19 protein-coding genes and 1 pseudogene are annotated in these 23,095 nt (G+C 73.1%); 14 read left to right on the top strand and 6 right to left on the bottom strand.

The window, feature by feature from the left end:
• Window positions 1-76 precede the first annotated feature (76 nt).
• Window positions 77-2,923 carry a helix-turn-helix transcriptional regulator gene (locus SYYSPA8_RS14275; RefSeq protein WP_323447516.1) on the top strand — a complete coding sequence of 949 codons (2,847 nt, stop codon included), beginning with the start codon at window positions 77-79 and terminating at the stop codon, window positions 2,921-2,923.
• A 70-nt stretch (window positions 2,924-2,993) separates the two neighbouring features.
• Here SYYSPA8_RS14275 and SYYSPA8_RS14270 read toward each other — a convergent pair whose 3' ends face one another.
• Entirely contained in the window at window positions 2,994-3,347 is a 354-nt protein-coding gene (locus SYYSPA8_RS14270) for a MerR family transcriptional regulator (RefSeq protein ID WP_323447515.1), read from the bottom strand.
• Between the two features lie 124 nt (window positions 3,348-3,471).
• On the opposite strand from SYYSPA8_RS14270, the gene SYYSPA8_RS14265 reads away from it, so the two are divergent.
• Window positions 3,472-4,269 carry an aminotransferase class IV family protein gene (locus tag SYYSPA8_RS14265; RefSeq protein ID WP_323447514.1) on the top strand — a complete coding sequence of 266 codons (798 nt, stop codon included), beginning with the start codon at window positions 3,472-3,474 and terminating at the stop codon, window positions 4,267-4,269.
• 251 nt (window positions 4,270-4,520) lie between these two features.
• On the opposite strand, the gene SYYSPA8_RS14260 is transcribed toward SYYSPA8_RS14265, so the two are convergent.
• From SYYSPA8_RS14260 to SYYSPA8_RS14250, 3 genes are all read right to left on the bottom strand, one after another.
• Entirely contained in the window at window positions 4,521-6,164 is a 1,644-nt protein-coding gene (locus SYYSPA8_RS14260) for a DEAD/DEAH box helicase (RefSeq protein WP_323447513.1), read from the bottom strand.
• 87 nt (window positions 6,165-6,251) lie between these two features.
• Window positions 6,252-6,455 carry a cold-shock protein gene (locus tag SYYSPA8_RS14255; protein WP_030069301.1) on the bottom strand — a complete coding sequence of 68 codons (204 nt, stop codon included), beginning with the start codon at window positions 6,453-6,455 and terminating at the stop codon, window positions 6,252-6,254.
• A 297-nt stretch (window positions 6,456-6,752) separates the two neighbouring features.
• Window positions 6,753-7,415, bottom strand: coding sequence for a TetR/AcrR family transcriptional regulator (locus SYYSPA8_RS14250; protein ID WP_323447512.1), 663 nt, complete (start codon window positions 7,413-7,415; stop codon window positions 6,753-6,755).
• Between the two features lie 50 nt (window positions 7,416-7,465).
• Between SYYSPA8_RS14250 and SYYSPA8_RS14245 the strand changes: the two genes are divergently transcribed.
• Window positions 7,466-8,017 carry a GNAT family N-acetyltransferase gene (locus tag SYYSPA8_RS14245; protein ID WP_323447511.1) on the top strand — a complete coding sequence of 184 codons (552 nt, stop codon included), beginning with the start codon at window positions 7,466-7,468 and terminating at the stop codon, window positions 8,015-8,017.
• 26 nt (window positions 8,018-8,043) lie between these two features.
• Here the strand turns inward: SYYSPA8_RS14245 and SYYSPA8_RS14240 are convergent, their stop codons facing one another.
• Entirely contained in the window at window positions 8,044-8,415 is a 372-nt protein-coding gene (locus SYYSPA8_RS14240) for a hypothetical protein (protein WP_407706001.1), read from the bottom strand.
• A gap of 113 nt (window positions 8,416-8,528) precedes the next feature.
• Here SYYSPA8_RS14240 and SYYSPA8_RS14235 point away from each other — a divergent pair, with 113 nt between their 5' ends.
• The 4 genes from SYYSPA8_RS14235 to SYYSPA8_RS14220 all read left to right on the top strand — a co-directional run bounded on the left by SYYSPA8_RS14235 (window position 8,529) and on the right by SYYSPA8_RS14220 (window position 14,458).
• Window positions 8,529-9,260, top strand: a complete 732-nt coding sequence (locus SYYSPA8_RS14235) for a class I SAM-dependent methyltransferase (RefSeq protein WP_323447509.1) — start codon at window positions 8,529-8,531, stop codon at window positions 9,258-9,260.
• A 612-nt stretch (window positions 9,261-9,872) separates the two neighbouring features.
• Complete coding sequence (locus SYYSPA8_RS14230; protein WP_323447508.1) at window positions 9,873-11,381, top strand: alpha/beta fold hydrolase; 1,509 nt, start codon at window positions 9,873-9,875, stop codon at window positions 11,379-11,381.
• Window positions 11,382-12,517: 1,136 nt separating this feature from the next.
• Window positions 12,518-13,645: a type III polyketide synthase gene (locus SYYSPA8_RS14225; RefSeq protein WP_323447507.1), complete on the top strand. Its 1,128-nt coding sequence runs from the start codon at window positions 12,518-12,520 to the stop codon at window positions 13,643-13,645.
• A 144-nt stretch (window positions 13,646-13,789) separates the two neighbouring features.
• The gene (locus SYYSPA8_RS14220) at window positions 13,790-14,458 is read left to right on the top strand and encodes a mycothiol-dependent nitroreductase Rv2466c family protein (protein WP_323447506.1); all 669 of its coding nucleotides are present in this window, start codon (window positions 13,790-13,792) and stop codon (window positions 14,456-14,458) included.
• A gap of 68 nt (window positions 14,459-14,526) precedes the next feature.
• Here the strand turns inward: SYYSPA8_RS14220 and SYYSPA8_RS14215 are convergent, their stop codons facing one another.
• Window positions 14,527-14,829 (bottom strand): hypothetical protein, encoded by a 303-nt coding sequence (locus SYYSPA8_RS14215; RefSeq protein ID WP_323447505.1) that lies wholly within the window; start codon window positions 14,827-14,829, stop codon window positions 14,527-14,529.
• 140 nt (window positions 14,830-14,969) lie between these two features.
• Here SYYSPA8_RS14215 and SYYSPA8_RS14210 point away from each other — a divergent pair, with 140 nt between their 5' ends.
• The 7 genes and pseudogenes from SYYSPA8_RS14210 to SYYSPA8_RS14180 all read left to right on the top strand — a co-directional run bounded on the left by SYYSPA8_RS14210 (window position 14,970) and on the right by SYYSPA8_RS14180 (window position 22,964).
• On the top strand, window positions 14,970-15,563 hold the full coding sequence (locus tag SYYSPA8_RS14210) for a TetR/AcrR family transcriptional regulator (RefSeq protein ID WP_323447504.1): 594 nt from the start codon (window positions 14,970-14,972) through the stop codon (window positions 15,561-15,563).
• Window positions 15,553-16,173, top strand: coding sequence for a hypothetical protein (locus SYYSPA8_RS14205; RefSeq protein ID WP_323447503.1), 621 nt, complete (start codon window positions 15,553-15,555; stop codon window positions 16,171-16,173). Before SYYSPA8_RS14210 ends, SYYSPA8_RS14205 begins: the two co-directional genes overlap by 11 nt.
• Window positions 16,166-16,819, top strand: coding sequence for a GNAT family N-acetyltransferase (locus tag SYYSPA8_RS14200; protein WP_323447502.1), 654 nt, complete (start codon window positions 16,166-16,168; stop codon window positions 16,817-16,819). Before SYYSPA8_RS14205 ends, SYYSPA8_RS14200 begins: the two co-directional genes overlap by 8 nt.
• 833 nt (window positions 16,820-17,652) lie before the next feature.
• Window positions 17,653-18,162: pseudogene (locus tag SYYSPA8_RS14195) on the top strand (hypothetical protein); the annotation flags it as partial.
• A gap of 822 nt (window positions 18,163-18,984) precedes the next feature.
• Window positions 18,985-20,343, top strand: coding sequence for a cytochrome P450 (locus SYYSPA8_RS14190; RefSeq protein ID WP_323447501.1), 1,359 nt, complete (start codon window positions 18,985-18,987; stop codon window positions 20,341-20,343).
• Window positions 20,344-20,723: 380 nt separating this feature from the next.
• Window positions 20,724-22,259: a DUF6056 family protein gene (locus SYYSPA8_RS14185; protein WP_323447500.1), complete on the top strand. Its 1,536-nt coding sequence runs from the start codon at window positions 20,724-20,726 to the stop codon at window positions 22,257-22,259.
• A 255-nt stretch (window positions 22,260-22,514) separates the two neighbouring features.
• Window positions 22,515-22,964, top strand: a complete 450-nt coding sequence (locus SYYSPA8_RS14180) for a hypothetical protein (protein WP_323447499.1) — start codon at window positions 22,515-22,517, stop codon at window positions 22,962-22,964.
• Window positions 22,965-23,095 lie beyond the last annotated feature (131 nt).

Raw genomic sequence — 23,095 nt, 5'->3', positions numbered from 1 at the left:
GCCGGTGGAGGACCCGGGGCCCCCGGGCGGCTTCCCCCCTGTGCCGCCGCCCGGCCCTGCTGCTAGCGTCCGGCTCATGAACGACCGCCCTGAGCTGCGACGGAGCCTCATCGGGCGGGCCGGCGAGATCACCGCGCTGTCCCGTGCGATACAGGCCGCCCGAGCAGGGCACCCCACGACGGTCCTGGTCGAGGGGGCGGCGGGCATCGGCAAGACGGCCCTCGTCGAACATGTCCTCCAGGACCACCACGACCTCTGGAAACACCGCGAAGGCCACGATCCGGCCGGGCAGGTCCCACCCGGTGTCCTGCGGGTCGCCGGGGTGTCCTGGGAGGCGGACCTGCCGCTCGGGATCGCCCACCAGCTCATCCGGGCCCAGAGCAGCGGTCTCGACCCGACCGGCCCGGCTGCGCCGCGGACCGTCCTCGACGCCGGCCTTCTCCTCCACCGCCAGTGGTCGGCCCGGCAGGAGCGGGAACCGCTGACCGTGGTCGTCGACGACGCCCACTGGGCCGATCCGGAGAGCCTCCGCGCCATGCGGTCGGCGCTGCGCCGCATGTCCACCGAGCGGGTCCTCGTCGTCCTGATCGCCCGGGAGGACCCGCACGAGCTGCACGAACCGTACGACTCGTACGAGGCGGGCGGGTGGCCCACCGAGCCGTCCCCGGCCGTCCTGGCCGCCCTGGAGGTCCTCGACGGCTGCCGCGAGCACGTCGTACGCCCCGGCCCGCTCACCCCGCAGGACGTGCGGAGCCTGGCCCGGGACACCGCGGGCCTCACGCTGGACCTGCCGGCCGCCCGGCAGCTCTGCCACCACACACGGGGCAACCCGCGCCATGTGACGCGACTCCTGCGCGAACTGCCCCACGAGACCTGGCAGGACCGGCGCTGCGAACTCCCCGCCCCCGCGCGCTGTGCCACCTCCGTCCGCCATCGCCTCGCCCGCTGCGGCCAGGACACGCGGGCCCTGGTGGAGGCGTGCGCCGTCCTGGGCGAGGACGCCCTGCTCGCCGAGGCCGCCGTGCTCGCGGGCATCGACACCCCGCTGCCCGCGCTGGACGAGGCCCGGGCCGCCGGTCTGCTGACCGCCACCGTCGATCCCGGACGTGCCCTGCTGACGTTCGCCCACCCCCTGGTACGGGCCGCCGTCCTCACCGGCATCGGCCTGACCCGCCGGGCCGGACTCCACGCACGGGCGGCGGAGATCACCGAGGACCGGGGCCGCCGGCTCTTCCACCGCGTGGCCGCCACCACGACCGCCGACGGGCCACTCGCCGACGAACTCGATCGCCACGCCACCGAACGAGCCGCGGCGGGGGAGTGGTCCGCCGTGGCCGACACCCTCGTCCGCGCGGGCCGGCTCAGCACCGGACGTGCCGCCCGCGAGGACCGGCTGCTGCGCGCCGTCGACGCGATGATCGGCGCCGGCGACGTGCCCCGGGCCACCGCGTTCGCGGCGGAACTGGAGAGCTTCCCGGCCGACACCCCGCGCGATGCGGTCCTCGGATATCTGGCCATCATGCGCGGACGCCCGGCGGAGGCGGACGCCTTCCTCACCCAGGCCTGGAAGCGCTGCGACCCGGAGCGCCACCGCGACCTGATGGCCAGGATCTGTCAGCGGCGCGTGCTGCACGCCCTGGGCCGCTGGGACGGAAGGGACCTGGTCGCCTGGGCCCGCCGGGCGATCGAACTCGCGGACCCGGAGGATCCGTCCGCCGTCGAGTCAAAGGCCGTGCTCGGCCTCGGCCTGGCCGCCGTGGGCCGCCCCGAGGAAGCCCTCGCCGCGTACGACGCGGCCGCCGCCGAACTGCCCGGGGGCGCCCAGCCCCAACGCTTCCAGCTGGGCCGTGGCTGGGTGGATCTCGCCCTGGACGCACCCGAAGCCGCCCGCCGCCGACTCGAAGCGGCCGTGCCCACCGGCTATCGCATGGGGTCCACCCGGATCTCCCTGTGGGCGCAGGGCTGGCTGGCCCGCACCCAGTTCGCGCTGGGCGTATGGCCGGACGCCCTGGAGACCGCGCAGCGGGCCGTGGTCCGGCTCACCGAGTCCGGCATCGAACCGGTCCGCCCGCTCATCCACTGGACCGCCGCGCAGATACACGCCCTGCGCGGCGACTGGGAGACGGCCGACCGCCACGCGGCCGAGGCCGCCGCCGACCTCCACCACTACGAGGTCATGCTCGTCCCCTCCTGCCTGGCCCGCGCCCAGGTGGCGGAGGCCAGGGGCGACTACGAACGGGTCATCGAGGCCCTGGCCCCCGTGGTCCAACTCCCCGTACGGGAATCGATCGACGAACCGGGCTTCTGGCCCTGGCCGGACATGTACGCCAACGCCCTGGCCCTGACCGGCCGTCTGGACGAGGCCGACGCCTTCCTCACCCCCCACGAGGCCCGGGCCGCCCGCCGGGGCCGCCGCTCCGCCCAGGCCCGCCTCGGCCTGGCCCGGGGCCGCCTCACCGCCGCCCGCGGCGACATCGACACCGCCCGCAGGGATTTCGAACAGGCCCTCGCGCACCTCGACCACCTCCCCCTGCCGTACGACCGGGCCCGCGTGAACTTCGCCTACGGCCAGACCCTCCGCCGCGCCGGCAAGCGCCGCGAGGCCGACACCGTCCTGAAGAACGCCCGTGACGCCTATGCCACCCTCGGGGCCCGCACCTATGTGGAGCGCTGCGAACGGGAACTCCAGGCCGGCGGGGTGCACACCGCCCGCACCGCCCCGGGCCTGCTCCGCCTCACCCCGCAGGAGAGGGCCGTGGCGGGACTCGTGGCCGCCGGCGCCACCAACCAGCAGACGGCGCTGGAGCTGTTCATCTCGGTCAAGACGGTCCAGTACCACCTGACGAACATCTACTCCAAGCTCGGCATCCGCTCCCGGAGTGAACTGGCGGCACGGTTCCGGGAGTCGCCACCGACCGGATGATCCCTTGTGCCTTGTGCCTTGTGCCTTGTGCCCTGTGCCTCGCCCTCCGAGCCCGGCCCGGCGGGGCTCCTTATACGGAGCTGCCCGCCCCCAGCCACGCGGCCAGGGCTTCACGGCTGCGGCGGAGGTCGGCCATACGGGTGTCCGTGGCGTCGAGTTCATGCGTGAGGAGGGCCTGGACATCGATGCAGAGGTCGAGCCGGGGCGGTGCGCCGTGGGCGCAGGGCAGGAGGGCGCCGATGGTGTCCGTGGTCAGGCCCGCGTCGAGCAGTGCGCGGATCTGATGGACGGTGAGAACGGAGGCCTCGTCGTAGTCGCGGTAGCCGTTCGGGGTGCGGATCGGAGTGAGGAGGCCCTGGGACTCGTAGTACCGCAGCAGACGGGCGCTGACACCGGTCCGCTCCGACAACTCACCGATCAGCATGTGCTTCCGCCCCCGTACGGTTCGCTCTTGACCTTGCCATTGGTGTGAAGCCTTAACGTCGTCCCGTGAGCGGGCATTCCGCCCCTCGCGATTCCCCAGTGCCGTAGCGATGGAGTGATGACGCATGACCTCGTACGTGGTGCACCGTGACGGACGGGCAGCCACCGCCGAAGAGCTGGGGCCCCTGGCGTTCGCAGGATATGCGCACTTCACCGCGGCACAGGTACGCGGGGGCCGGATACGGGGCCTCGACCTGCATCTTGAGCGGCTGCGGGCCGCCTCGGCGGAACTCTTCGGACGCACGGTGCCACAGGAGCGGATACGGGAGTATCTGCGGGCGGCGCTCGCGGCCGGGCCCGGGGACCTCTCGCTGACGGTGACCGTGTACTCCCGGGCGGGCGAGTTCACCGCCGCCGACGACGAGTTGGAGGTACTGGTACGGACGGGCCCCGCCGCGTCCGGGCCACGTGGGCCGCTGGCGCTGGCGGCGGTGCCGTACGAGCGGCCCCTGCCGGAGATCAAGCACGCCGGCGAGGTCGCCAAGACGTACCTGTTGCGGAAGGCCGTCGCCGACGGGTACGACGACGCCGCCTTCACCGATCAGCGGGGCCGGCTGAGCGAGGCGACCATCTGGAACCTGGCGTTCTGGGATGGTACGGCCGTGGTGTGGCCGATGGCCGGAATGCTCGACGGAACCACGATGGGGATCGTCCGCCGGCAGCTCGCCCGGCTCGGGGTGCCCCAGCGGGACGAGGAGATCACCCTCGACCGACTGCCGGATCTGGCAGGGGCGGTGGTCATGAACTCCTGGACGCCGGGGGTCCCGGTGCGCCGGATCGGGGCGCTGGGGGTGCCGGAGGCGCCGTCGTTCGTGGAGCTTCTGCACCGGGCCTACGAGGCCGAACCTCTCACCGCCCCCTGAGGCCCGCCGGCACGCCCGCGGAACGGAGGGGCGTTCCGGCGGTGCCCCGAGCGCGGGAGAGCCGGTCACACCCGAGGCCCGCCTGTCCGGGTGGTGCCTTCGGGAAGGCGCGACCCGGACAGGGCCCTCGGATGTGACCGGCTCAAGCGTCACCGGACGGCATGTCCGTCCCACCGGCATCGGCCACGGGGCCGCGCCGGGCACGCGGGTCATGCCCGCGTGCCGTGCTGACGCGGCCGCCGCCTGCCGTGCTACGCGGCCGAGCCGCGTCGGCCGCCCCGGCGGTCGGAGCCACGGGACACCTTGCCCGATGCGGCACCGGTCGCCGTACCACCACTGGACCGGCGGTCGGAGCCACGCGGGCTCCTGCCGACGGCGCTCTCCGTGGCACCGCCCGCCACCGATCGGCGGGCAGAGCCGCGCCCACCGGACGCGGACGTACGGCCGGCCGCTGCTCCCCCGGCCCGGCGGTCCGTGCCGCGGCCGCCCGTTCCGGTGGCCGTGCCGTTCGCGGACCCGGTCCCGCCGCCGCTTCGGCGCCGGCGGCTGGACCGCCTGCCCGGCTCGTCACCGGTCCTCGCCGGCGCGGTGGGCTGGGGGACCTCGATGGTGATGGCCACACCGGACGGCTCACGGGCGCCGGTGATGTCCGACAGCTCCGCGTCGCTCGACTTGATGCGGGCCGTCCGCGGGCGGATGTCCGCGTCCGACATGAGCCGGGTGACGTCCCGCTTCTGCTCGGGCAGGACCAGGGTGACCACGCTGCCCGAGCCACCGGCACGGGCCGTACGGCCGCCCCGGTGGAGATAGTCCTTGTGGTCGGTGGGGGGATCGACGTTCACGACCAGGTCGAGGTCGTCGATGTGTATGCCCCGGGCCGCGACGTTCGTCGCCACCAACGCGGTGACCTGGCCGTTCTTGAACTGCTCCAGGGTGCGGGTCCGCTGCGGCTGGGAGCGGCCTCCGTGCAGCGCCGCCGCGCGGACACCGGCGGCCAGGAGCCGCTTGGCGAGCCGGTCGGCGGACCTCTTGGTGTCGAGGAAGAGGATGACCCGGCCGTCACGGGCCGCGATGCGGGTCGTGACAGCCTTCTTGTCGGTCTCGTCCTGGACGTGGAACACATGGTGCTCCATGGTGGTCACCGCGCCCGCGGACGGGTCCACGGAGTGCACCACGGGGTCCGTCAGGAACCGCTGCACCAGACGGTCGATGTTGCCGTCCAGGGTGGCCGAGAAGAGCATGCGCTGCCCGTCGGGCCGTACCTGCTGGATCAGCTTGGTGATCTGCGGCAGGAAGCCCATGTCGGTCATCTGGTCGGCTTCGTCCAGCACGGTGATGCGTACGTCGTCGAGTACGCAGTCCCCGCGTTCCACGAGGTCGTTGAGCCTGCCGGGGCTGGCCACGACCACCTCGACGCCGCGCCGCAGCGCGGTGGCCTGCTTGGTGATGGACAGTCCGCCGACGACGGTGGCCAGACGGAGGTTGACCGCCGTCGCGTAGGGAGTCAGCGCGGTCGTCACCTGCTGGGCGAGTTCGCGGGTGGGCACCAGCACGAGGGCGAGAGGCGCCCTGGGCTCAGCGCGCAGCCCGGCCGTCCGGGCCAGGAGCGCGAGCCCGAAGGCGAGGGTCTTGCCGGAACCGGTACGTCCCCGTCCCAGCAGATCACGGCCGGCGAGCGAGTTCGGCAGCGTGGCGGCCTGGATGGGGAAGGGTGTGGTCACACCCTGGGCGGTGAGGGTCTTGAGCAGCCCCGCGGGCATGTCCAGACCGGCGAAGTCCTCGACGGCGGGAAGCGCGGGTGTCGTGCTTTCCGGCAGCCGGAATTCCCTGGGGGACGATGCGGACGGCCGGGGCGACGAGGTGCGCCGGTTCGGCTTCTGGGACCTGCGGGACATGCGGATACTTGCCTTCCTGGAAACAGCGCAAACCGGGGTCCGCACCATGACGGTGCGGACCCCGGCGAGCGGATACGCGTCCGGCTATCAGGCGGGGACGATGTTCTCCGCCTGCGGGCCCTTCTGGCCCTGCGTGACGTCGAAGGAAACCCGCTGGCCCTCCTGGAGCTCACGGAAGCCCTGGGTGGCGATGTTCGAGTAGTGGGCGAAGACGTCGGGGCCGCCGCCGTCCTGCTCAATGAAGCCGAAACCCTTTTCGGCGTTGAACCACTTCACAGTTCCCTGTGCCATGACATTCTCCTTCTGTAGGCAGAGGCCCCATCCGGAAGATGCCGGATAACAAAATATGCGCCTGAAGGAGAAACATTCCCGTCAGGCGCACATAGGTTCATGGGTACCACAACTGCAACTCCTGAACGGTAACACAACTTGGCGGTCCGATGTGGATCACCGGCGTGTGTCGGGGTGCCTCAGGGTGATTCGACGGCCCTGGCGCATGCCGGACGGCCGTCGATCCCCCGAAAAGAAACCCAGGGTGATCGCTCCGTCGCCAGGGGTCGCGGATGGATCCTGACGGGCGCTCGCCCGTCAGGGTGAGGGCGCCACGTCGTCGGGGGTCGCGTCGTCGGGGCGGGCCGCGTCGTCGGGGGCCGCCTGGCACGACGCCGGCGACGCCAGTGACGTCAGGTAGTCGTCGAGCAGCTCGGCCTGGCGGTGGGGCGGGAAGGCCGCCGGGTTGAACAGTGCCTGCACCGTCAGGCCGAGGACGAAGGACTGGGCGCCCGCCGCGATGCGCTCCGCGTCCCCGGCCGGCAGCTCGCCACGCTGCTGCGCGGTGACGACGAGATCACGCAGCCCGGTGCGGCTGTGTGCGTACTGACGGGCGTAGTCCTCGCTCACGGCCGCGTCGGCGAGTGCGGTGTCCCAGGAGGACACCCAGATCCTGTTACTGGCGGTGGCCTCGGCCGTCAGGGGAAGGATGTCGAGCAGAGCGGCCCTGAGGGCCGGCAGGCCCGGCCCGCCCGCCTGCCGGGGGCGGGCGGCGCTGCGTTCCGTGAGCAGGTCGAGCGCGTAGGCGACCAGATCACGCTTGGCGGGGAAGTAGTGGGTGAGCATCCCGGTCGTGGCACCCAGCTCGGTGGCGACGGCGCGCAGCGTCAGCCCGCCGAAACCGTGCGTGGCCAGCACGCGCCAGACGGCCTCCGACACGTCCCGGCGCCGGGCCTCGTGGTCCCCCTTGGTACGTGGCATGCTGCTACCGTACATAAATATAACGAGCGTTTTGTCAATGTGAGGTCCTCTTGTTCTCCCTCCCGCTGCGGGACGGTGCCCAGCTCCGTCCGCTTGAGACCTGGCATGCCGCGGAGTTCGCCGCCCATATGGACCGGGCTCGCGAACACATCCGGCCATGGGTCGGGGCGGCGTTCGTCACCGACGACCTCGACGGGGCGCGGGGCACCCTGAGCCGCTACGCCGAACGCCAGGCCGCCGACGGCGCCCGCCTCTACGGCATCTGGCTCGACGGCACGCTGGTCGGCGGCGTGATGTTCACGGACTTCGACGCGGCCTACGGCTCCTGTGAGATCGGCTGCTGGCTGGAGCCGGCCGCCGAGGGCCACGGCCTGATCACCCAGGCCTGCGGCACCCTGCTGGACTGGGCCTTCACCGACCGGGGAGTGCATCGCGCCGAATGGCACTGCCGGGCCGACAACCAGCGGAGCGCCGCCGTGGCCCAGCGGCTCGGCATGACGCTCGAAGGGGTGCAGCGCCAGTCCTGGCCCTTCGACGGCACCCGTCACGACAAGCAGACCTGGGCGGTCCTCGCACCCGAGTGGCGCACTCACCGTCAGTGACCGCCCCGGGCCACCCGGTGTGCCGGTCACGGTCCGGGGGAGTCGCGGTCGGCCATCCACAGGGTGAGGTCCCGGGCGATGTCGTGGATGCGCGTCGAGACGGTGCTCCGGTGCTCGTTCCGGGCGGTGTCGTGGAGCACGACCTCGTAACCGCCTCCGGCCAGAACGGTGACCGAAGCGAACCAGACAGGATCGTCCTGATCGGGCCGGATGGCAACGAAAGTGTTGTCGGTGCCGTTCAGGTCGCTGAGCATCATGAAAAGAGCGTCCTCGGACGGATCGTCGATGCTGTCGCCGTCCTCGCTGTCCGCGCGGTAGTACTCAGCACTCATCAGGCGGCCCTCCCCTCGTGCGGTTGAGCCGGACCCTGTGGGTCGAACTCCGGTCGCGGTCAGCATGGCACCCGGCACTGACAACGCCGCCGGGCACCGCCCCGCCGCTTGGTGCAGCGGGTGGCCGGGGCCGCCGAAATGACCGCGACAGCAACGTGGTTGGGCCGTAGGGTGCCGACGTGGATCCAGCTGACTTCTACACCGGAATCGTCGCCGAGATATACGGGCCGCTGAAGGCGGTCGCCCAGGACCCGGAGCCCAGCGCGTCCTTCGTACGAGAAGCGGGTTCCCCGGCTCTGGAGCTGGGGTGCGGAGACGGCGATCCGCTGCTCGACCTGCGTCGCCGTGGTCTGGACGTCGAGGGCGTCGACGCGTCGGCGGACATGCTGGACCGGTGCCGCCGCCGGGCGCGCGAGCAAGGTGTCGAGGTCGCCGTCCACCATCAGCGGATGGAGGCGCTGGACCTGCCCCGCCGGTATCGCGCGATCTTCCTGGCCGGGCCGACCTTCAACCTCCTTCCCGACGACACCACCGCCCTGGCGGCCCTTCGGGGTGTGCGCGACCACCTCGCCGAGGGCGGCACCGCCCTGGTACCGCTGTTCGTCCCGTCGCCCACACCTGCCGACCAGATCGGCAAGGTGCGCACGGCGACGGCCGACGACGGTGCCGAGTTGCGCGTATCGGTGGTGTCCGAAGAGCGCGACGAGGCCGCGCGGACGCAGACGACGCTGCTGCGCTACGAGCGGCACCACGAGGGGCAGAGCACGGTCGTCGACCGTCCTTGGGTGCTGCACTGGTACACCCGTCAGGGCTTCGACGGTCTCGCCGCGGCCGCCGGGCTGACGGCCGTGTCCGTCCAGGACACACCCGGCGCCACCCTCCGGCAGTACCGGCTGCGGGTCGCCGGATGAGCCGCGACGGCGACCGCGACCCCGACGGGCCGGTGATCGGCCGCGCGCCGTGGTCCTGGACGACTCGCGGAGTCCTCCCCGGCTGAGCGCCCTCCGGGCGACGTCGACATCGACATCGACATCACGGTTCCCTCCCGTGGCGTGGAACTGCGACCAGTGCGGTGGACCCTCCGCCCCTGCCCGGGCCGCGGACATCGGTGCCGGTACGGGGCGGGACGCCGCAGCGTCGGCACTGCGCGGTACGCAGCGGGTACGACGGGGCCGTGGTCGAGCCGGTGGGCGAACTGCGGGCGGTGGCACGGCGGATGCACCCGGGAGGGGGAGTCCGCCAGGCGCGGACGGCGCGCTGCCCGGACTGCCGCGACCGTCGGCGGGCTCCCCTGCCGATGGTGTTCACGGGGCCTGCCCGAGGTGGTCGTCCCGAGCCCTGACCGAGCTTGCTGCGCGCCGGGCCACGGACCCTGAGGGGGTACCCCGAGGGCGACCCCGACCACGTCCCGGAGCCTCCCCTGATTCCGGTCCGGAACGCTGGCCGTCGCGGGCCGTCCGGTGCGACCTTCGATACGGGGGCGATCCTCGGTCGCCCTGTCCCGCACACCGTGGAGGGGCTTCATGCGCAGGCTCGTCAAGGCGCTCGCCGGAGCGCTCGGCGTCGGGTTACTCATGGGGGCGGCAGGTCCCGGTGGGGCGGCGGCCGGCAGCGGACCCCCGGGCGGCGGCCCGGCGGTGCGGAGCGTCCTCGACTGGAGACCGTGCCCCCGTGACCCGGCGGCGGAGTGCGGCAGTCTGCGGCTGCCGGTCGACTGGGCACGGCCGTCGGGCGCCGGGTTCGATCTCGCGGTGGCCCGGCGCAAGGCCGCCGACCCGGCCCGCCGAATCGGCGTACTGCTGGTCAACCCGGGTGGTCCCGGCGACTCCGGGGTGGACTTCGCCGTACGGCGCGCCCCGTCCTATTTCAGCCCGGACATCCTGGCGAGGTTCGACATCGTCGGCTTCGACCCGAGGGGCATCGGCGACAGCGCGCCGATCAGGTGCTCGCAGGGCCTGCTGGACCGCAGACCGCCGGCGTATCCGCGCGACCAGGCCGAGTTCGAGCGGCTCGTGGCCTTCAACCGCGCCCTGCGCAAGGACTGCCGACGGCACAGCGGCCCGGTCTTCGACCACGCGGACACCCTGAGCGTCGTCCAGGACATGGACGCGCTGCGCCAGGCCCTCGGCGAGCGGACGATCACCTACTTCGGCCACTCCTACGGCACCCTGATCGGCCAGCAGTACGCGGAGCGGTACGGCGAGCGGCTCCGGGCCATGACCCTGACGGCGAATGTCGACCACAGCCTCGGCGCGCGGGAGTTCATGGTGTCGTCGGCCGCCGGCGCGGAGGACTCGTTCCACCAGTTCGTGCGGTGGTGCGCCCGCACGGACTCCTGCGCGCTGCACGGCCGGGACGTCACCGCCGTGTGGGACCGGCTTCTGAAGCGGGCGGACCGGGGGGAGGTGAGCGACCCCCGGAGCCCGGACCACGCGCTGACCGCGACCATGATCACGGCGAAGGCCTTCCGGGCGTTCTACGGCCCGGACCGGGCCGGGCTGGCCACCGAGCTGGCGCGGCTCGACGCGCAGCCTCCACCACCCGGGCCACTCGAACCACCCAGGCCGAGCCCGCCGCCCGACCCGGCGTTCCACGCGGTCTTCTGCCAGGACTGGCGGATACGGGCCGAGGACCATCGCGAGTACGCCCGGCTCACCGCGGCCGAGGTGCGAGCCGCGCCGCACATGCGTGGTGCACCCCGCGTCCACGAGGCGGCCTCCGGCTGCATGGGCTGGCCGGAGGAGGTGAACAACCCGCAGCGCCCGCTCCGGATCACGAAGGCCCCCAGAATCCTGATGCTGCACTCCCGGCACGACCCTGCGGCCCACTACACGGTGGCGGCCCATGTGCACCGGCAGACGCGCGGGACCACGGTCCTCCTGCCGTACGAGGGCGCGGGCCACAGCGTCTACGGCCGCAGCGACTGCACGCGCGGCGCGGTGGACGACTACCTCACGGACCTGAGGCTCCCGAGCATCGGAAGCTGCGCGGCCGTCACCCCGTCGGCGCGGGGAATCTCCCGGACGGAGTGAGGGGGCGGCGCAGCGTCCGGGAGCGCTCTCCGCCGTGTCGCCGCTGTCGGATGCGATGTCTTGCGGCGGCCCGGTTGCCCGGGATCCGTGTCCTGAAGGTCGTGGACACGGTCGGTGCGGGGGCCACGTCTGTGGTGTGGGAGATGGGGTTTCGGGGGCGTCCGGGGGCGGGTGGCCGGAATGTCGGGGCGGGGAGTCAGGAATCAGCCAATCAGCGGTTATGGTCAAGCGCGGCATCACCCGCATAACGACGCTTTTGTGGAAGGGAGTTGGAGAACGTCCCCGCCGGGATGCCGATGCGGTGGACGCTTCGGAGGTGCGTGGCGCGGACGCGGAGCCGGGCGGTGTCCGTCCTGTCGGCGCGGGGTGCCGATGGAGGCGATCCTCCGTGGTCACCGGCTTTCGGCGGCCCTCCCCGGTCGCTGTGGCACCCCTGTCCGGCTCACCGCAGGAGTTTCGGCGGGGGGTGGTCCCGTGAACGGTCGGATGCGCCGGTGTCGTCCGAGACGGCTCATGGCAGGGCCGTGGCGGGTGGAAGGGCGCCGGGTGGATCGGGGTGTCCGAAAGGCGATCTTGTCCAGCCGAATACCAGGAGTTCATGCTTCCTAACGCGTGGGCCGCCCCCAACAGGCCCAGGCTCCCCCCACAGCGTAAGGAAACACCGTTGACCATCACGCGCTCCGCCCTGCCACCGGGCGTCCCGGTCCACAGGTCACCGGTCGTTGTCGTGTCGGCGTGGTCTCTGCGGAGGGCTGGTCGGCGCACCCGAAGGAACGTTCCTGCGGAGCCCCGCTCACATCCGGGCCTCCGTGCTCCAGGCGCGCCCTCCCACGCGTGCCGGTGAACTGACGCGCGCGGATCCCCGGCAGCGGGCCCTCCGTTCCCTGCTGTTGGCCGCTGCCGCTGCCGCTGCCGCTGCCGCTGCCGGAGCCGGAGCCGGAGCCGTCGCCGGTGTCGCCGGACGCGGCGGTCGGATGGTGCCCCGCGCCTGTGCCGGCTCCTCCCCAGGAGAATCGTTCCCCCACTTCGCGGCCACCGGCTGACCCGGCCCGCCGTACCCCCTGCGCGGAAACAGGGCCCGGAGTCGCACATCCGCGCCCCGGGCCTTCCCCCCCCACCCCCGAAGGACGGACGCCGTGCCCGCGACATACCTCGGTGAGGAGCACGAGCCACGCGCCCGTGTCGCCATCACCCACCCCGCCGTCGTGCTCCCCGAACACGTGGTGACCCAGCAGGAGATCGTCGCCGCCGTCGGTGAGCACTTCGCGGAGGTCCCCCACGTCGAACGCGGCCTGGATCTGATGCGCGCCACCACCGTCGAGACCCGCAACCTTGTCGCCGGACTCACCGAGATGTTCACCCCGCGCCCCTTCGGGGACCGCAACGCCCGGTACACGGAGGAGGCCGTCCGCCTCGGCGCCCGCGCCGCCGAGGAGGCCCTGGCACTCGCCGGTACCGACGCCGCCGACGTGGACCATCTGGTCTTCGTCTCCTGCACCGGGTACGCGCTGCCGGGACCCGACGCGTACATCGCCCAGGAGATCGGCTGCCGGCCGACCGTCCGGCGCACGCCGATCCAGCAACTGGGGTGCGCGGCCGGGGTCTCCGCGCTGGCCGAGGCGTTCCACTTCCTTCAGGCGTACCCCGACGCGACGGCGCTGGTGGTGGCCGTCGAACTGAGTTCCCTCTCCTTCCAGCCGGAGCAGGACTCGCTCAGCGACTTCATCTCCAACGGGATCTTCGGCGACGGCGCCGCCGCCACTGTCCTGCGGCGCGCGACCCCCGGCGCCACCGGCTTCCAGATCCAGGGCGCACGGCAGCATCTGCTCCCCGGCTCGCAGTCGGTGATCGCGGGCCGTACCACCGAGGACGGCTTCCACTTCCGGACCGACCCGCGGGTCCGTACCACCGTGCCCAAGGTGATCCCCGAGATCGAGTCCTTCCTCTCCGATCTCGGCTGGAAGCCCGGCGCGTTGGATTTCTGCGTCTCCCACACCGGGGGACCGCTCATCATGGACGGTGTCGAACGCGGTCTGGCACTCGAACCGGGCACGCTGCGCCACAGCCGGGAGAGCATGGCGCGGATCGGCAACACCTCCAGCGTCTCCATCCTCGACGTCCTCCGGCGCCACCACGAGAACGGGTCACCCGCGCACGCGGCCCGGGGCCTCGTCGTCGCCTTCGGCCCCGGCTTCACCACGGAACTCCTCGCGGGCACGTGGAACGACGGAACCCGGTACGGAAACCTCCCCGCCGGGGCATGACGGTTCGACGGTCACCGCGACTCTCGCCGGGGCCGCGCCGTTCGCGGGGACTGGCGGGCGGGCCGGCTTTCACGGCAGTGTGGCGGTCCGGGCGGTCCGGTTGCCGGGCCGGCGGTGTGCGGGACGGACGGACAGGGGGAGCGTGTGAGCAGCATCGGGACCGGGAACACGGACGGGCCGTGGAGGGTGGACTTCTGGTTCGATCCTGTCTGCCCCTACACCTGGATCACCTCGCGGTGGCTGGTGGAGGTGAGCGGAGTGCGGCCGGTCGCCGTCCGCTGGCGGCTGATGAGCCTGTCGGTCCTCAACGAGCACCGGGACGACAACCCGGAGGGCGAGTGGGGCGAGTACATGTGGGCACCGGTCCGCGTGTGCGCGGCCGCGGAGGAGGAGTTCGGGCAGCGGGCCCTCGGTGATCTCTTCACGGCGATGGGCAACCGCTTCCATCTGCGCGGCGACTGGGGGGAACTCGAAGCCGCCCTCGCCGACGCCGGACTGCCCGCGCGGCTCGCGGAGGCCGCCTGGTCCACCGCTCGCGACGAGGCGATCCGCGCCTCGCACGCGGACGCCATCGCCCTCGCCGGTACCGACATCGGCACCCCGGTGGTGGCCGTCACCGACGCCGGTGGTGAACGGTCCGGATTCTTCGGTCCGGTGGTCTCCCCGGCGCCCACGGGCGAGGCCGCGGGGCGGCTGTGGGACGGTTTCCTCCTGCTGGCCGGTGTCCCGGGCTTCTACGAACTCAAGCGCCCCTGCACGGAGGAACCGGACTTCACCCTGGACACGGCGCGGGAGCCCGCCCCGGGCGGCTGATGCCCGCTCCAGTGCCCGCCCCTGTCTCCGTCTCCGGCGTCCGTCCCGGCCGCCGTATGCCGTACGCGTCAGACGAACGGTTGCGGCGGGCCGCCGGTTCCGCTGTGTCCCGGTGAACGCCGGTACAGCAGATACAGCAGACGGAAGCCCGCCGCCACGGTCAGCGGCCAGCAGACGGCGAAAGCGCCGATCAACGCCGCTTCACCGGTGACGGCGGCCGCCACGAGCAGCCCCAGTGAGCCGAGAGCGAGCAGGACGAGCAGCCGGGGGCCCGCTGCGGCGGTCCGCCGGCGTTGCGCACGGCCGCCGGACAACTCCCGCTCCATGTCGTCCAGGACCCGCTGCTCGCGCTCGGAGAGCGGTCCGTCCATCGCTCCCACCTCCGGGGCCGGTGGCGTGGCCCGCGCCTGACTCCTTCCTCCCCACCGTACGCCGGTGTTCCGCCATGCCGCAGCCGCAGAACCACCAGGGTGTACTAGCGGTACACCCCAGTGGTGCGTACTGTGGGTTCATGAGTCCGCTTCCCCGTTTCCACCGCCTGCCCGCAGAACGGCGGCAGGCCATCCTGGGCGTGGCCCGCCGGTACTTCGCCGAACAGGGTCCGGAGGGTGCCTCGTACAACAAGATCATTGAGGCCGCCGGCATGTCGAAGACCGCCGCGTACCAGTACTTCGACGGCCGTGACGACCTGCTCGCCGCAGTCCTCGACGATGTACTGGAGCGGCTGCTCGCCGCGCTCGGCACCTGGCAGCCCGCCCGCGACCCAGCGGCGTTCCGGGCCGCCCTGGAGACCGGCACCCGGGCCCTCTCGGCCCATCTGCGGGAGCACCCCGACGACCTCGTGCTCGCCGGGGCGGCCGCCGCGCGCGCCGGTGGGACGGTCTGGACCGGCTGGTTCACCTCCGTCGTCGCCGACGGGCAGCGGATCGGCGTCATCCGTACGGATGTGGACCGGGAACTGCTCGTGGCGGCCACCGAGTCGGTGCTCCGGGCCGGCGACGCCTGGGCCCTGGCCGCGTGGCTGCGCGACGGCCACGAGCCCGACACCCGGCAGGTCTGGGAGCTGCTGCACGGCCTGTGGAGCGGAGCCGCCGATGCGCGCTGACCTGGAAGTCGACTGGGACATACCCGCGACACCCGGCGGGTTGGCGGGTCGGCTCGAACGCTTCATGGGCCCCGGCAAGTCCCGGGCGGAGTCGGCCGTCGAAGCCGCCGGCGCGCTGGTCTGCGTCCTGCTGCTCGCGGCGGGCATCACGGCATCGGACTCCTTCGACGACTGGTCCGGTCCACAACTCGCCATCGTTGCGCTCGCCGGGCTCGATCTCGTCGGCGGGATCCTCACCAACGCGACCAACGCCGCCAAACGCTGGTACCACCGGCCCGGTCCCGCGGTACGGCGCGGACGGCTGCTGTTCACCGGCGCGCACCTGCTGCACCTGGCCGCGATGGGGCTGGTCGTCCTCGACGGGGACATGGGCTGGACGGCGGTCAACGCCGCGCTGCTGCTGCTCGGCGCGGTGACCGTCGAGTTCACGCCCGTCCACATCAAGCGCCCGGTGGCGATGGCCACATGGACGGCAGCCGTCCTGGTCAACCTCTTCTGGCTGCCGACACCCGCCGCACTGCTCTGGTTCGCCCCGCTGTTCTTCCTCAAGCTGCTGGTGTGCCATCTGGTGACCGAGGCACCGCTGCGTCCGAGGGGGATCGGTGGCTGACACCACAGGAGAGGGGCGGTCCGGTGGCACCGAGGAGTGGCGGGTGGACGACACACCCGCGCCGGATGTCTGCGCGGACGTCCTCGCGGCGGCCTTCGCCCGCGAGAGCGCCACCCAGTGGATCTGCCACGGCTCCGACGTCGTACGGAAGCGCTGGTTCACGGTCCTGCTCGACACGCAGGCCACCGTGGCGGGCTCGCGCCGGCTGCTGCTGACCGACGGCCGGGGGCGGGCCACCGGCGCGGCCGTGCTCACCCCGCCGGGCGCCGATCCGTCCGCCGGGGCACAGGCGCGCTGGGCCGCGCGCACCCTGACGCTCTGCGGCGGACGGGCGCTGACCCGGACCCTGCGCTATCTGCACCGCACGGAGTCACTGGCGCCGCCCGGGGCGTGGACGCTGGAGTTCATCGGGGTACGGCCCGAGGCGGCCGGCCGGGGAGCCGGGCGCCTGTTGCTCGGTCGGCTGCTCGCCACCGCACCCGCCCCGGGCGGTGTCTTCCTGACCACTGCGGATCACGCCAATGTCGCCTTCTACGAGGGCTTCGGGTTCACCGTCCTCGACCGGCCGCGCGTGGGGCCGCTGGAGACCACGGCGATGTGGCGGCCCCCGGGGCCCGTGCGGCCCGAGGAGCCCCGGCCGCTCTGATCCAGCCGCGTCGATCCGGCCGCGCTGGATCCGGGCGCGTTGATCCCGCTGTGCTGATCCGGCCACGTTGATCCGGGCGCGTTCTCGACCACAGGTGCCCGGCCCTGCTCGTCGCCGTATGGTCCCGGCGTCCGGCGTCCTGCGTTCCGGTGCCTCGTGCCTCCGGGCCGTGCGACTTCGGCCGCACGGCCCGGAGGCGTGTCCCTGATGCGCCGGGCGCGGTGCGGCGGGCCCCGGGTCAAGGAGGCGCGCACCCCGACCGACGCGTCCGGGTGACACCCGGCCCGAACCGCCGACGGCGCCACCGCCCAGCGGATATGCACGGACGCGTGAAGAACACACTGCGTGCCGGGGCGGGGCTGCTCGCCGCCTCCGCCCTGGCCCTTCTGCTCCCCGCCGTGCCCGCGAGCGCGGCACCCCCGACCGCCCCCGCTGTGACGGCGTCCGTCAGTACGGCGACGGCCGCCTCCGGGACCACCGCGCCCGGGAGCGCCCCACCGGCCCGTATCGACTCCGCCGCGATGTCCCCGGCCGTGCCGCCGCTGCCCACCGGTGCCGACGCGTCCGCCTGTGTCTCCCCGGGCGGCATTCCGGCGCCCCGCGCCGCCGGGCCGTGCACCTTCACCGCCGACGGGGGCGGCTGGTGGTTCCGGTACACCGGGAACGGCGCCGTCGCCGGCCGTACCCGTACCGTTCCCCGGGCGCCGGTGTGGGATCCCTCCGCCCTGGAAATCGCCACCACCGCCTGGTCGTTCTCCACGCGGCTGCGGTACGCCGGTCACCCCGGCGGCATCGTCCACCCCGGCGGGCCGGACGACGGCTCCCCGTTGCCCGTGCTTCCGGACGCCCCGGCCGGATGGGGTGCCCCGCGCTGCGCGACCGCCGACTGCGGTGGCTCGGTCATCGTGGCGCCCCTCTCCCAGGAGCCGCCGAGCGAGGGGCCGTGCACCAGCCCGGAGAAGGTCGTCTGCATGATCCGGCGGGAGACCCCGCAGGAGCGCGAGGAGTCCCGCGAGCACCGGATGCGCTACCACGCACTCCTCGGCGAGATGGACCGTGTCGAGTGCGCCATGCGGGCGGAGGGGCGCTCCGAGGAGGAGATCGCCCGCCGGCTGGTCCGGCTGCGCAACGAGGCCAAGGACGTCGTCCGCGCGGGCATGACGCCCGAGGAGGTCCGGGAACTGGAGGCACGCAACCAGGAGAAGTACGGTAATCCGCTCGGCCCGACGGCGGATCAGCTGTACGCCAAGTACGGCTCCTGGGCGGAGGTCACCGCCGCCGCGACCCGTACCAGCAAGGCGGTGGACAGCGAACTGGGCCTGGAGTACCGGCCGTGCCCCTGTGCCGACCCGGGTGCCCCGGCGACGAGTACCCGGGCCGTGGCCCCGGTCCGGGGCACCCGGCCCGGCGGTGCGGCGGCCCCGGCCACCGGCGCCGGCCGGGCGGACGTCCTCGCCCATGTCGGCGGCCACGCGCGGCTGTACGGACGCGGCACGCCGGCCGGTCACATCCCCGGTCACCCGGGCGCCCGGGAAGCCGTCCCCTGCGCCGCTGCGCCGGCCGCCCGGACCACGGTCCACCCGTGACCTGAGGCGCGGACCCTGCGGCCGTTCGCCGGGTCCGCGCCGGCCCCGGCCACGGTGCGTCCCGGTGCCGGAGCGGGCCGCCATGGCACCTCCGGCGCCGGACACGGGACACCGGTTCCGGTCCGCCGCCGGGTGCTGTCGGCTCCCGTAACTCCGCGACCGTCCGCCCTCCCGGCGGACATGTACCGGACACCCCGGCTCCGGTCGGCACCCGCAGCACACCCGGAGGAGATACGGAGCAAGTCATTCCGGCCTGGAGTGTGCACCGGGACGCGTACGGTCGGGTTCCGGACCGTCACCGGAGCGGTCCGGAGCCGACCGTCACCAGGTGCGGTCGGGAATCGACTGTCCGGAACCGACTGTCCGCAGCCGACCATCCGGAACCGACCATCCGGAATTGACTGTCCGGAACCGACCGACCGTCTGAAACCGACCATCCGGAACTGACCGTCCGGAACCGACTGTCCGCAGTCGACCGACGCGACCGGGCGTGCCCCCCCCCGCACGGCACGTCCATCCCCCTGTGACCGCCGTCCCGCTGTCACCTGCCGTGACCGGAAATCGACCGGAGGACCCGCTTTGGCCGATCGCGCCACCACCTTCCTGGCCCCCGCTCCCGCGCACAGCGGCCTGGCCCCGGTGCCGGGCGACCCCGGGCTGCCCTACCTCGGTTACGCGCTCCAGACCATCCGCGACCCGGTGGGGCACTACCGCCGCCGCTACGACCGGCACGGCCCTGTCTCCTGGGGGAACTTCCTCGGCCGCCCCATGGTCTCCGTCCAGGGCCCCGACGCCGCCCAGGTGGTCCTCGGCAACCGGGAGAAGGCGTTCGCTTCCGGGCCCGCCTGGAACTTCTTCATCGGCCCGTTCTTCGAACGCGGCATCATGCTGCTGGACTTCGAGGAACACCTCAGGCACCGGCGGATCATGCAGCAGGCGTTCACCCGCGACCGGCTCGCGGCCTATCTGCGACGCATCGACGCCGGGGCCGGACACACCGTCGCCGACTGGCGGCCGGGGCGCCGCCGCATGCTGCCGCTCTTCCGGCGCCTCACCCTCGACATGGCGATCGACGTCTTCCTCGGACTCGAACTCGACCGCCGCGAGACCCGCCGCGTCGAGCGTGCCTTCGTGGACGCGGTACGCGCCGGGCTCGCCGTCGTCCGCTTCCCGGTCCCCGGCCTCCGCTGGAGCCGTGGCCTCCGGGCCCGCGCCGCCCTGGTCGACTTCTTCGCCGGCCATATCCCCGCCAAGCGCGCGCAGGGCGGCGACGACCTCTTCTCCGTGCTCTGCGCCGCCCGCTCCGAGGACGGCGAACGGTTCACCGACGCGGACGTCGTCAACCACATGATCTTCGTACTGATGGCCGCGCACGACACCTCCACCATCGCGCTGACCACCATGGCGTACTACCTGGCCCGCCATCCGGAGTGGCAGGAGCGCTGCCGCGAGGAGTCGCGGAGCCTCGGCGCCGGGCCCGTCGACAGTGCCGCACTGGAGTCCCTGCCGACGCTCGACCTCGTGCTGCGGGAGTCGCTGCGGCTGTGCCCTCCCGTACCCCTGCTTCCGCGTATCGCGGTGCGCGACACCTCCGTTCTCGGCCACCACATTCCCGCCGGAACCCTGGTCTCCGTCACCACCTTCAGCAACCACCGGCTGGCCGACTACTGGCCCGACCCGGAGCGGTTCGACCCGGAACGCTTCTCCCCGGACCGGCGCTCCGCGATCACCCACCCGTACGCCTGGTTCCCCTTCGGCGGCGGCGTCCACAAGTGCATCGGTCTGCACTTCGCCGACCTTCAGGTCAAGGCCGTCATGCACCGGCTGCTCCGCGCCCACCGCTGGTCGGTGCCCGCCGGGTACACCTGGGATCTGGACATGTCCACCCTGCCCGTGCCCAAGGACGGCCTGCCGGTCACCCTGCACCCCTACGGCTGAACATGTATGGCTGGAACCCGTATGACCGAGCCCCCGGGACCGAGCCCCCGGGGCCGGTCCGGGCGGGACGCCGCTGTCCGCCGGGGGAGTGAAGCCGTATCCGGAGTTGACCGCGCCGTGCCTGTCCCGCCCGGAGACGACCGGGAACGTCCCTACTGTGGGTGGCCGATGGCGCTCCGGCGGCAGCGGCGGGACGCATGCAGCGGCGGTGGACCACGTACCGGAGCACCGTGCACCGGAGCACCGTGCACCGGGGATCCGCGTACCGGGAACGGCGCACCCGAGAGCGGTGTACCGGAGCACCGGTGACAAAGGGCCGCAGCGGACGCGGAGCACCGGGCAGCAGGGGACCGCAGCAGACACGGGGAGCAGCAGCAGACATGACCGTCGTCCAACTCGCCGAACGCGCCCCCGCCGAAGCGACCACCGTCCCGGCCACGGCGACCGCCCCCGGGACGGCCGACGGCGGCCATCCGCCGGCCCCGCCCGGCCGCCGGCGGGTGCACCCGGCCGCCGCCCTCGCGCTGCTGCCGCTGGGACTGCTGGGCGCCGCGCTGTGGCTGGGCCGCCATGTCCGCCCCGGAGCGGACGACTGGTGCTTCCTGCCGTTCGTGCGGGACGAGGGCGTCGTCGGCCTGGTCGACAAGTTCTACCTCCGGGACAACGGACGGGTCGTCAACGCCGCGCTCACCGGGGCGTACGCGCGGTTCGACATCGCCGGACATCAGTGGTACGCCCTGGTCACCGGCGTGATGATGGCGGGTGTCGTGTGGGCGGTCGCCGCCGCCGTGCCCGCCGGCCGGCCCCTGGTGGTACCGCGCGGCCTCCCGGCGCTCCTGGCGGCCACCGTCACCGCCCTGTTCCTCCTCGGCTCCCCCAACACGTACAAGACGTTCTACTGGCCCGCCTCCTCGGTCTCCCACACGCTGGCGCCCGTGCTGGCCTGCGCGGCGCTCGTGCCGCTGCTGCGGGCCCGTTCCCGGGGCGGCAGGATCGCGGCTCTGGCCACGGCGTTCCTCACGGGGGCAGCCCTGGGCACGCTCTCCGAGGAGTCCTCGGTCGTCGCGCTCGTCGTGCTCGGCTGCGCGCTCCCGCTCGGGCATCTGCTCCTGGCCGGGCGCCGGCGTGCGTACGCGCGGGCCTGGTGTCTGGCGGGGATCGCGGGCACGGTCGCCGGACTGCTCGTCCTGGTGACCTCCCCCGGCTCCAGGACCCGGCGGGAACGCTACGGCGCGGAGGGCCTGACCGTCTTCGCGCCCGAATCGCTGACCGGCTCCCTGACCGCGTTCGCGCAGATCGTGCAGACGCTGGTCACGAGCTGGCAGTACCTCGGCGCGGTGGCCGTCGGGGCGCTGGCGGGGCTGGTCGTCCGCACGCGTCCCGGAGCCTCGCCGCCGTACGTCCGGGGGCGCCGGTCCACGGCCCTGCTCGCCGGTACGGGCGTGGTCGCCTTCCTGGTCTCCGGGTATCTCTGCACGCTCGTCGCCTACCCCGTGTTCGGGGACGGGATCGTGGTCGTGACCCGGGCGTGGAACGACTTCCTCCTTCTCTATGTCGCCCTGCTCACCTGCGCGGGAGCGCTCATCGGGCGGGCCGTCGGGCGCCGGGTCCGGTCCGTCGGCGCGGTCCGCGCGGCGCGCGGGATCTGCGCGGCGGCGGTCGTCGTGGTCTGCGCGGCGCTCGCCCTCTCCCTCGTGCGGCTGGGGGAGGACATGCGGGTGCGGGCGGGGCAGTGGGACCGGCAGGACCGGTGGATGCGGGACCGCGCGGCCGCCGGCGACCGGGTACTCCCGTACACCCCCACCTCGGTGGCCGGGATGGGCGAGCCGTTCGGCAAGCACGGTTCCTGGCCCGCCGGGTGCGTCGCCGACTACTACCGCGTCGACCGCGTCACCCACGCCACCCGCCTGCCCTGAGCACCCGCCCCGGGCCGCTCCGGTGGGGCCGCCCCGGTGGGGAGCGGGCGACACCTGCACAAATCCCGGCCCTCTACCACGTTTTCTCCACATCCCCCAGTCGGCGCGGTGGCCCCTGGCTCATATGATCCGTTTAAACTCTCGGTCACGGCATCGGGAGGGCGGCACGCCGAGCGGGCCCCGACGATCCGCCGGGCAGCTGCGGGAGTCCACGCCGCAACCGCCCTCACCAGCGACAACGGGGAGGACACAGGGATGGCTTTCGAACAGCACTGGGCCGGTACCGGGGCGGGGGCCCTGGACCGGGAGGCGGGCGCCGACGCAGCCGCTGCCACGTCGACCAGGCTGAATGGTGTCCCCGACGGTCCCGGTCCGGGTGGCGGTGCCCCGGATCTCGTCTCCACCCCGGCGCAGAAGTCGGCCGCCGCCCGCACCATCGAGACGGAGCTGGAACCGGGCACCAGGAAGGCCGGCGATGTCGCCGACGCCGCCACGGGGAAGGCCGTTTCCGGCTTCACGGGCTGGGCCACGGCGGCCGGTCTGAAGACCGTGCAGGAAACCTGGGAGAAGCAGGTGAAGACGTTGAACGCGCGGCTGGCGTCGGAGAAGGGCGCCCTGCGGGCCGCGTCCACCACCCTCACCACCACCGACATGGGGCAGCGCGGCCGCATCAACAGCGTCAGGTCGAACTTCGACACGTACTAGAACGCGCGACCCACGACGCACAACCTGTCCCGCGCGACGCGCGACGCGTAGTGGGCGACGGGTGACGCGTCACGGGAACGCGTGTCAGAACAGGGGCCGGACCGCGGACCGGGCCTGCCACACCCAGACGT

Source organism: Streptomyces yaizuensis, assembly GCF_034961445.1.
Lineage (GTDB): Bacteria > Actinomycetota > Actinomycetes > Streptomycetales > Streptomycetaceae > Streptomyces > Streptomyces yaizuensis.
The sequence above is the reverse complement of the archived record's forward strand: the minus strand, read 5'-3'. Positions and strand labels throughout refer to the sequence as shown.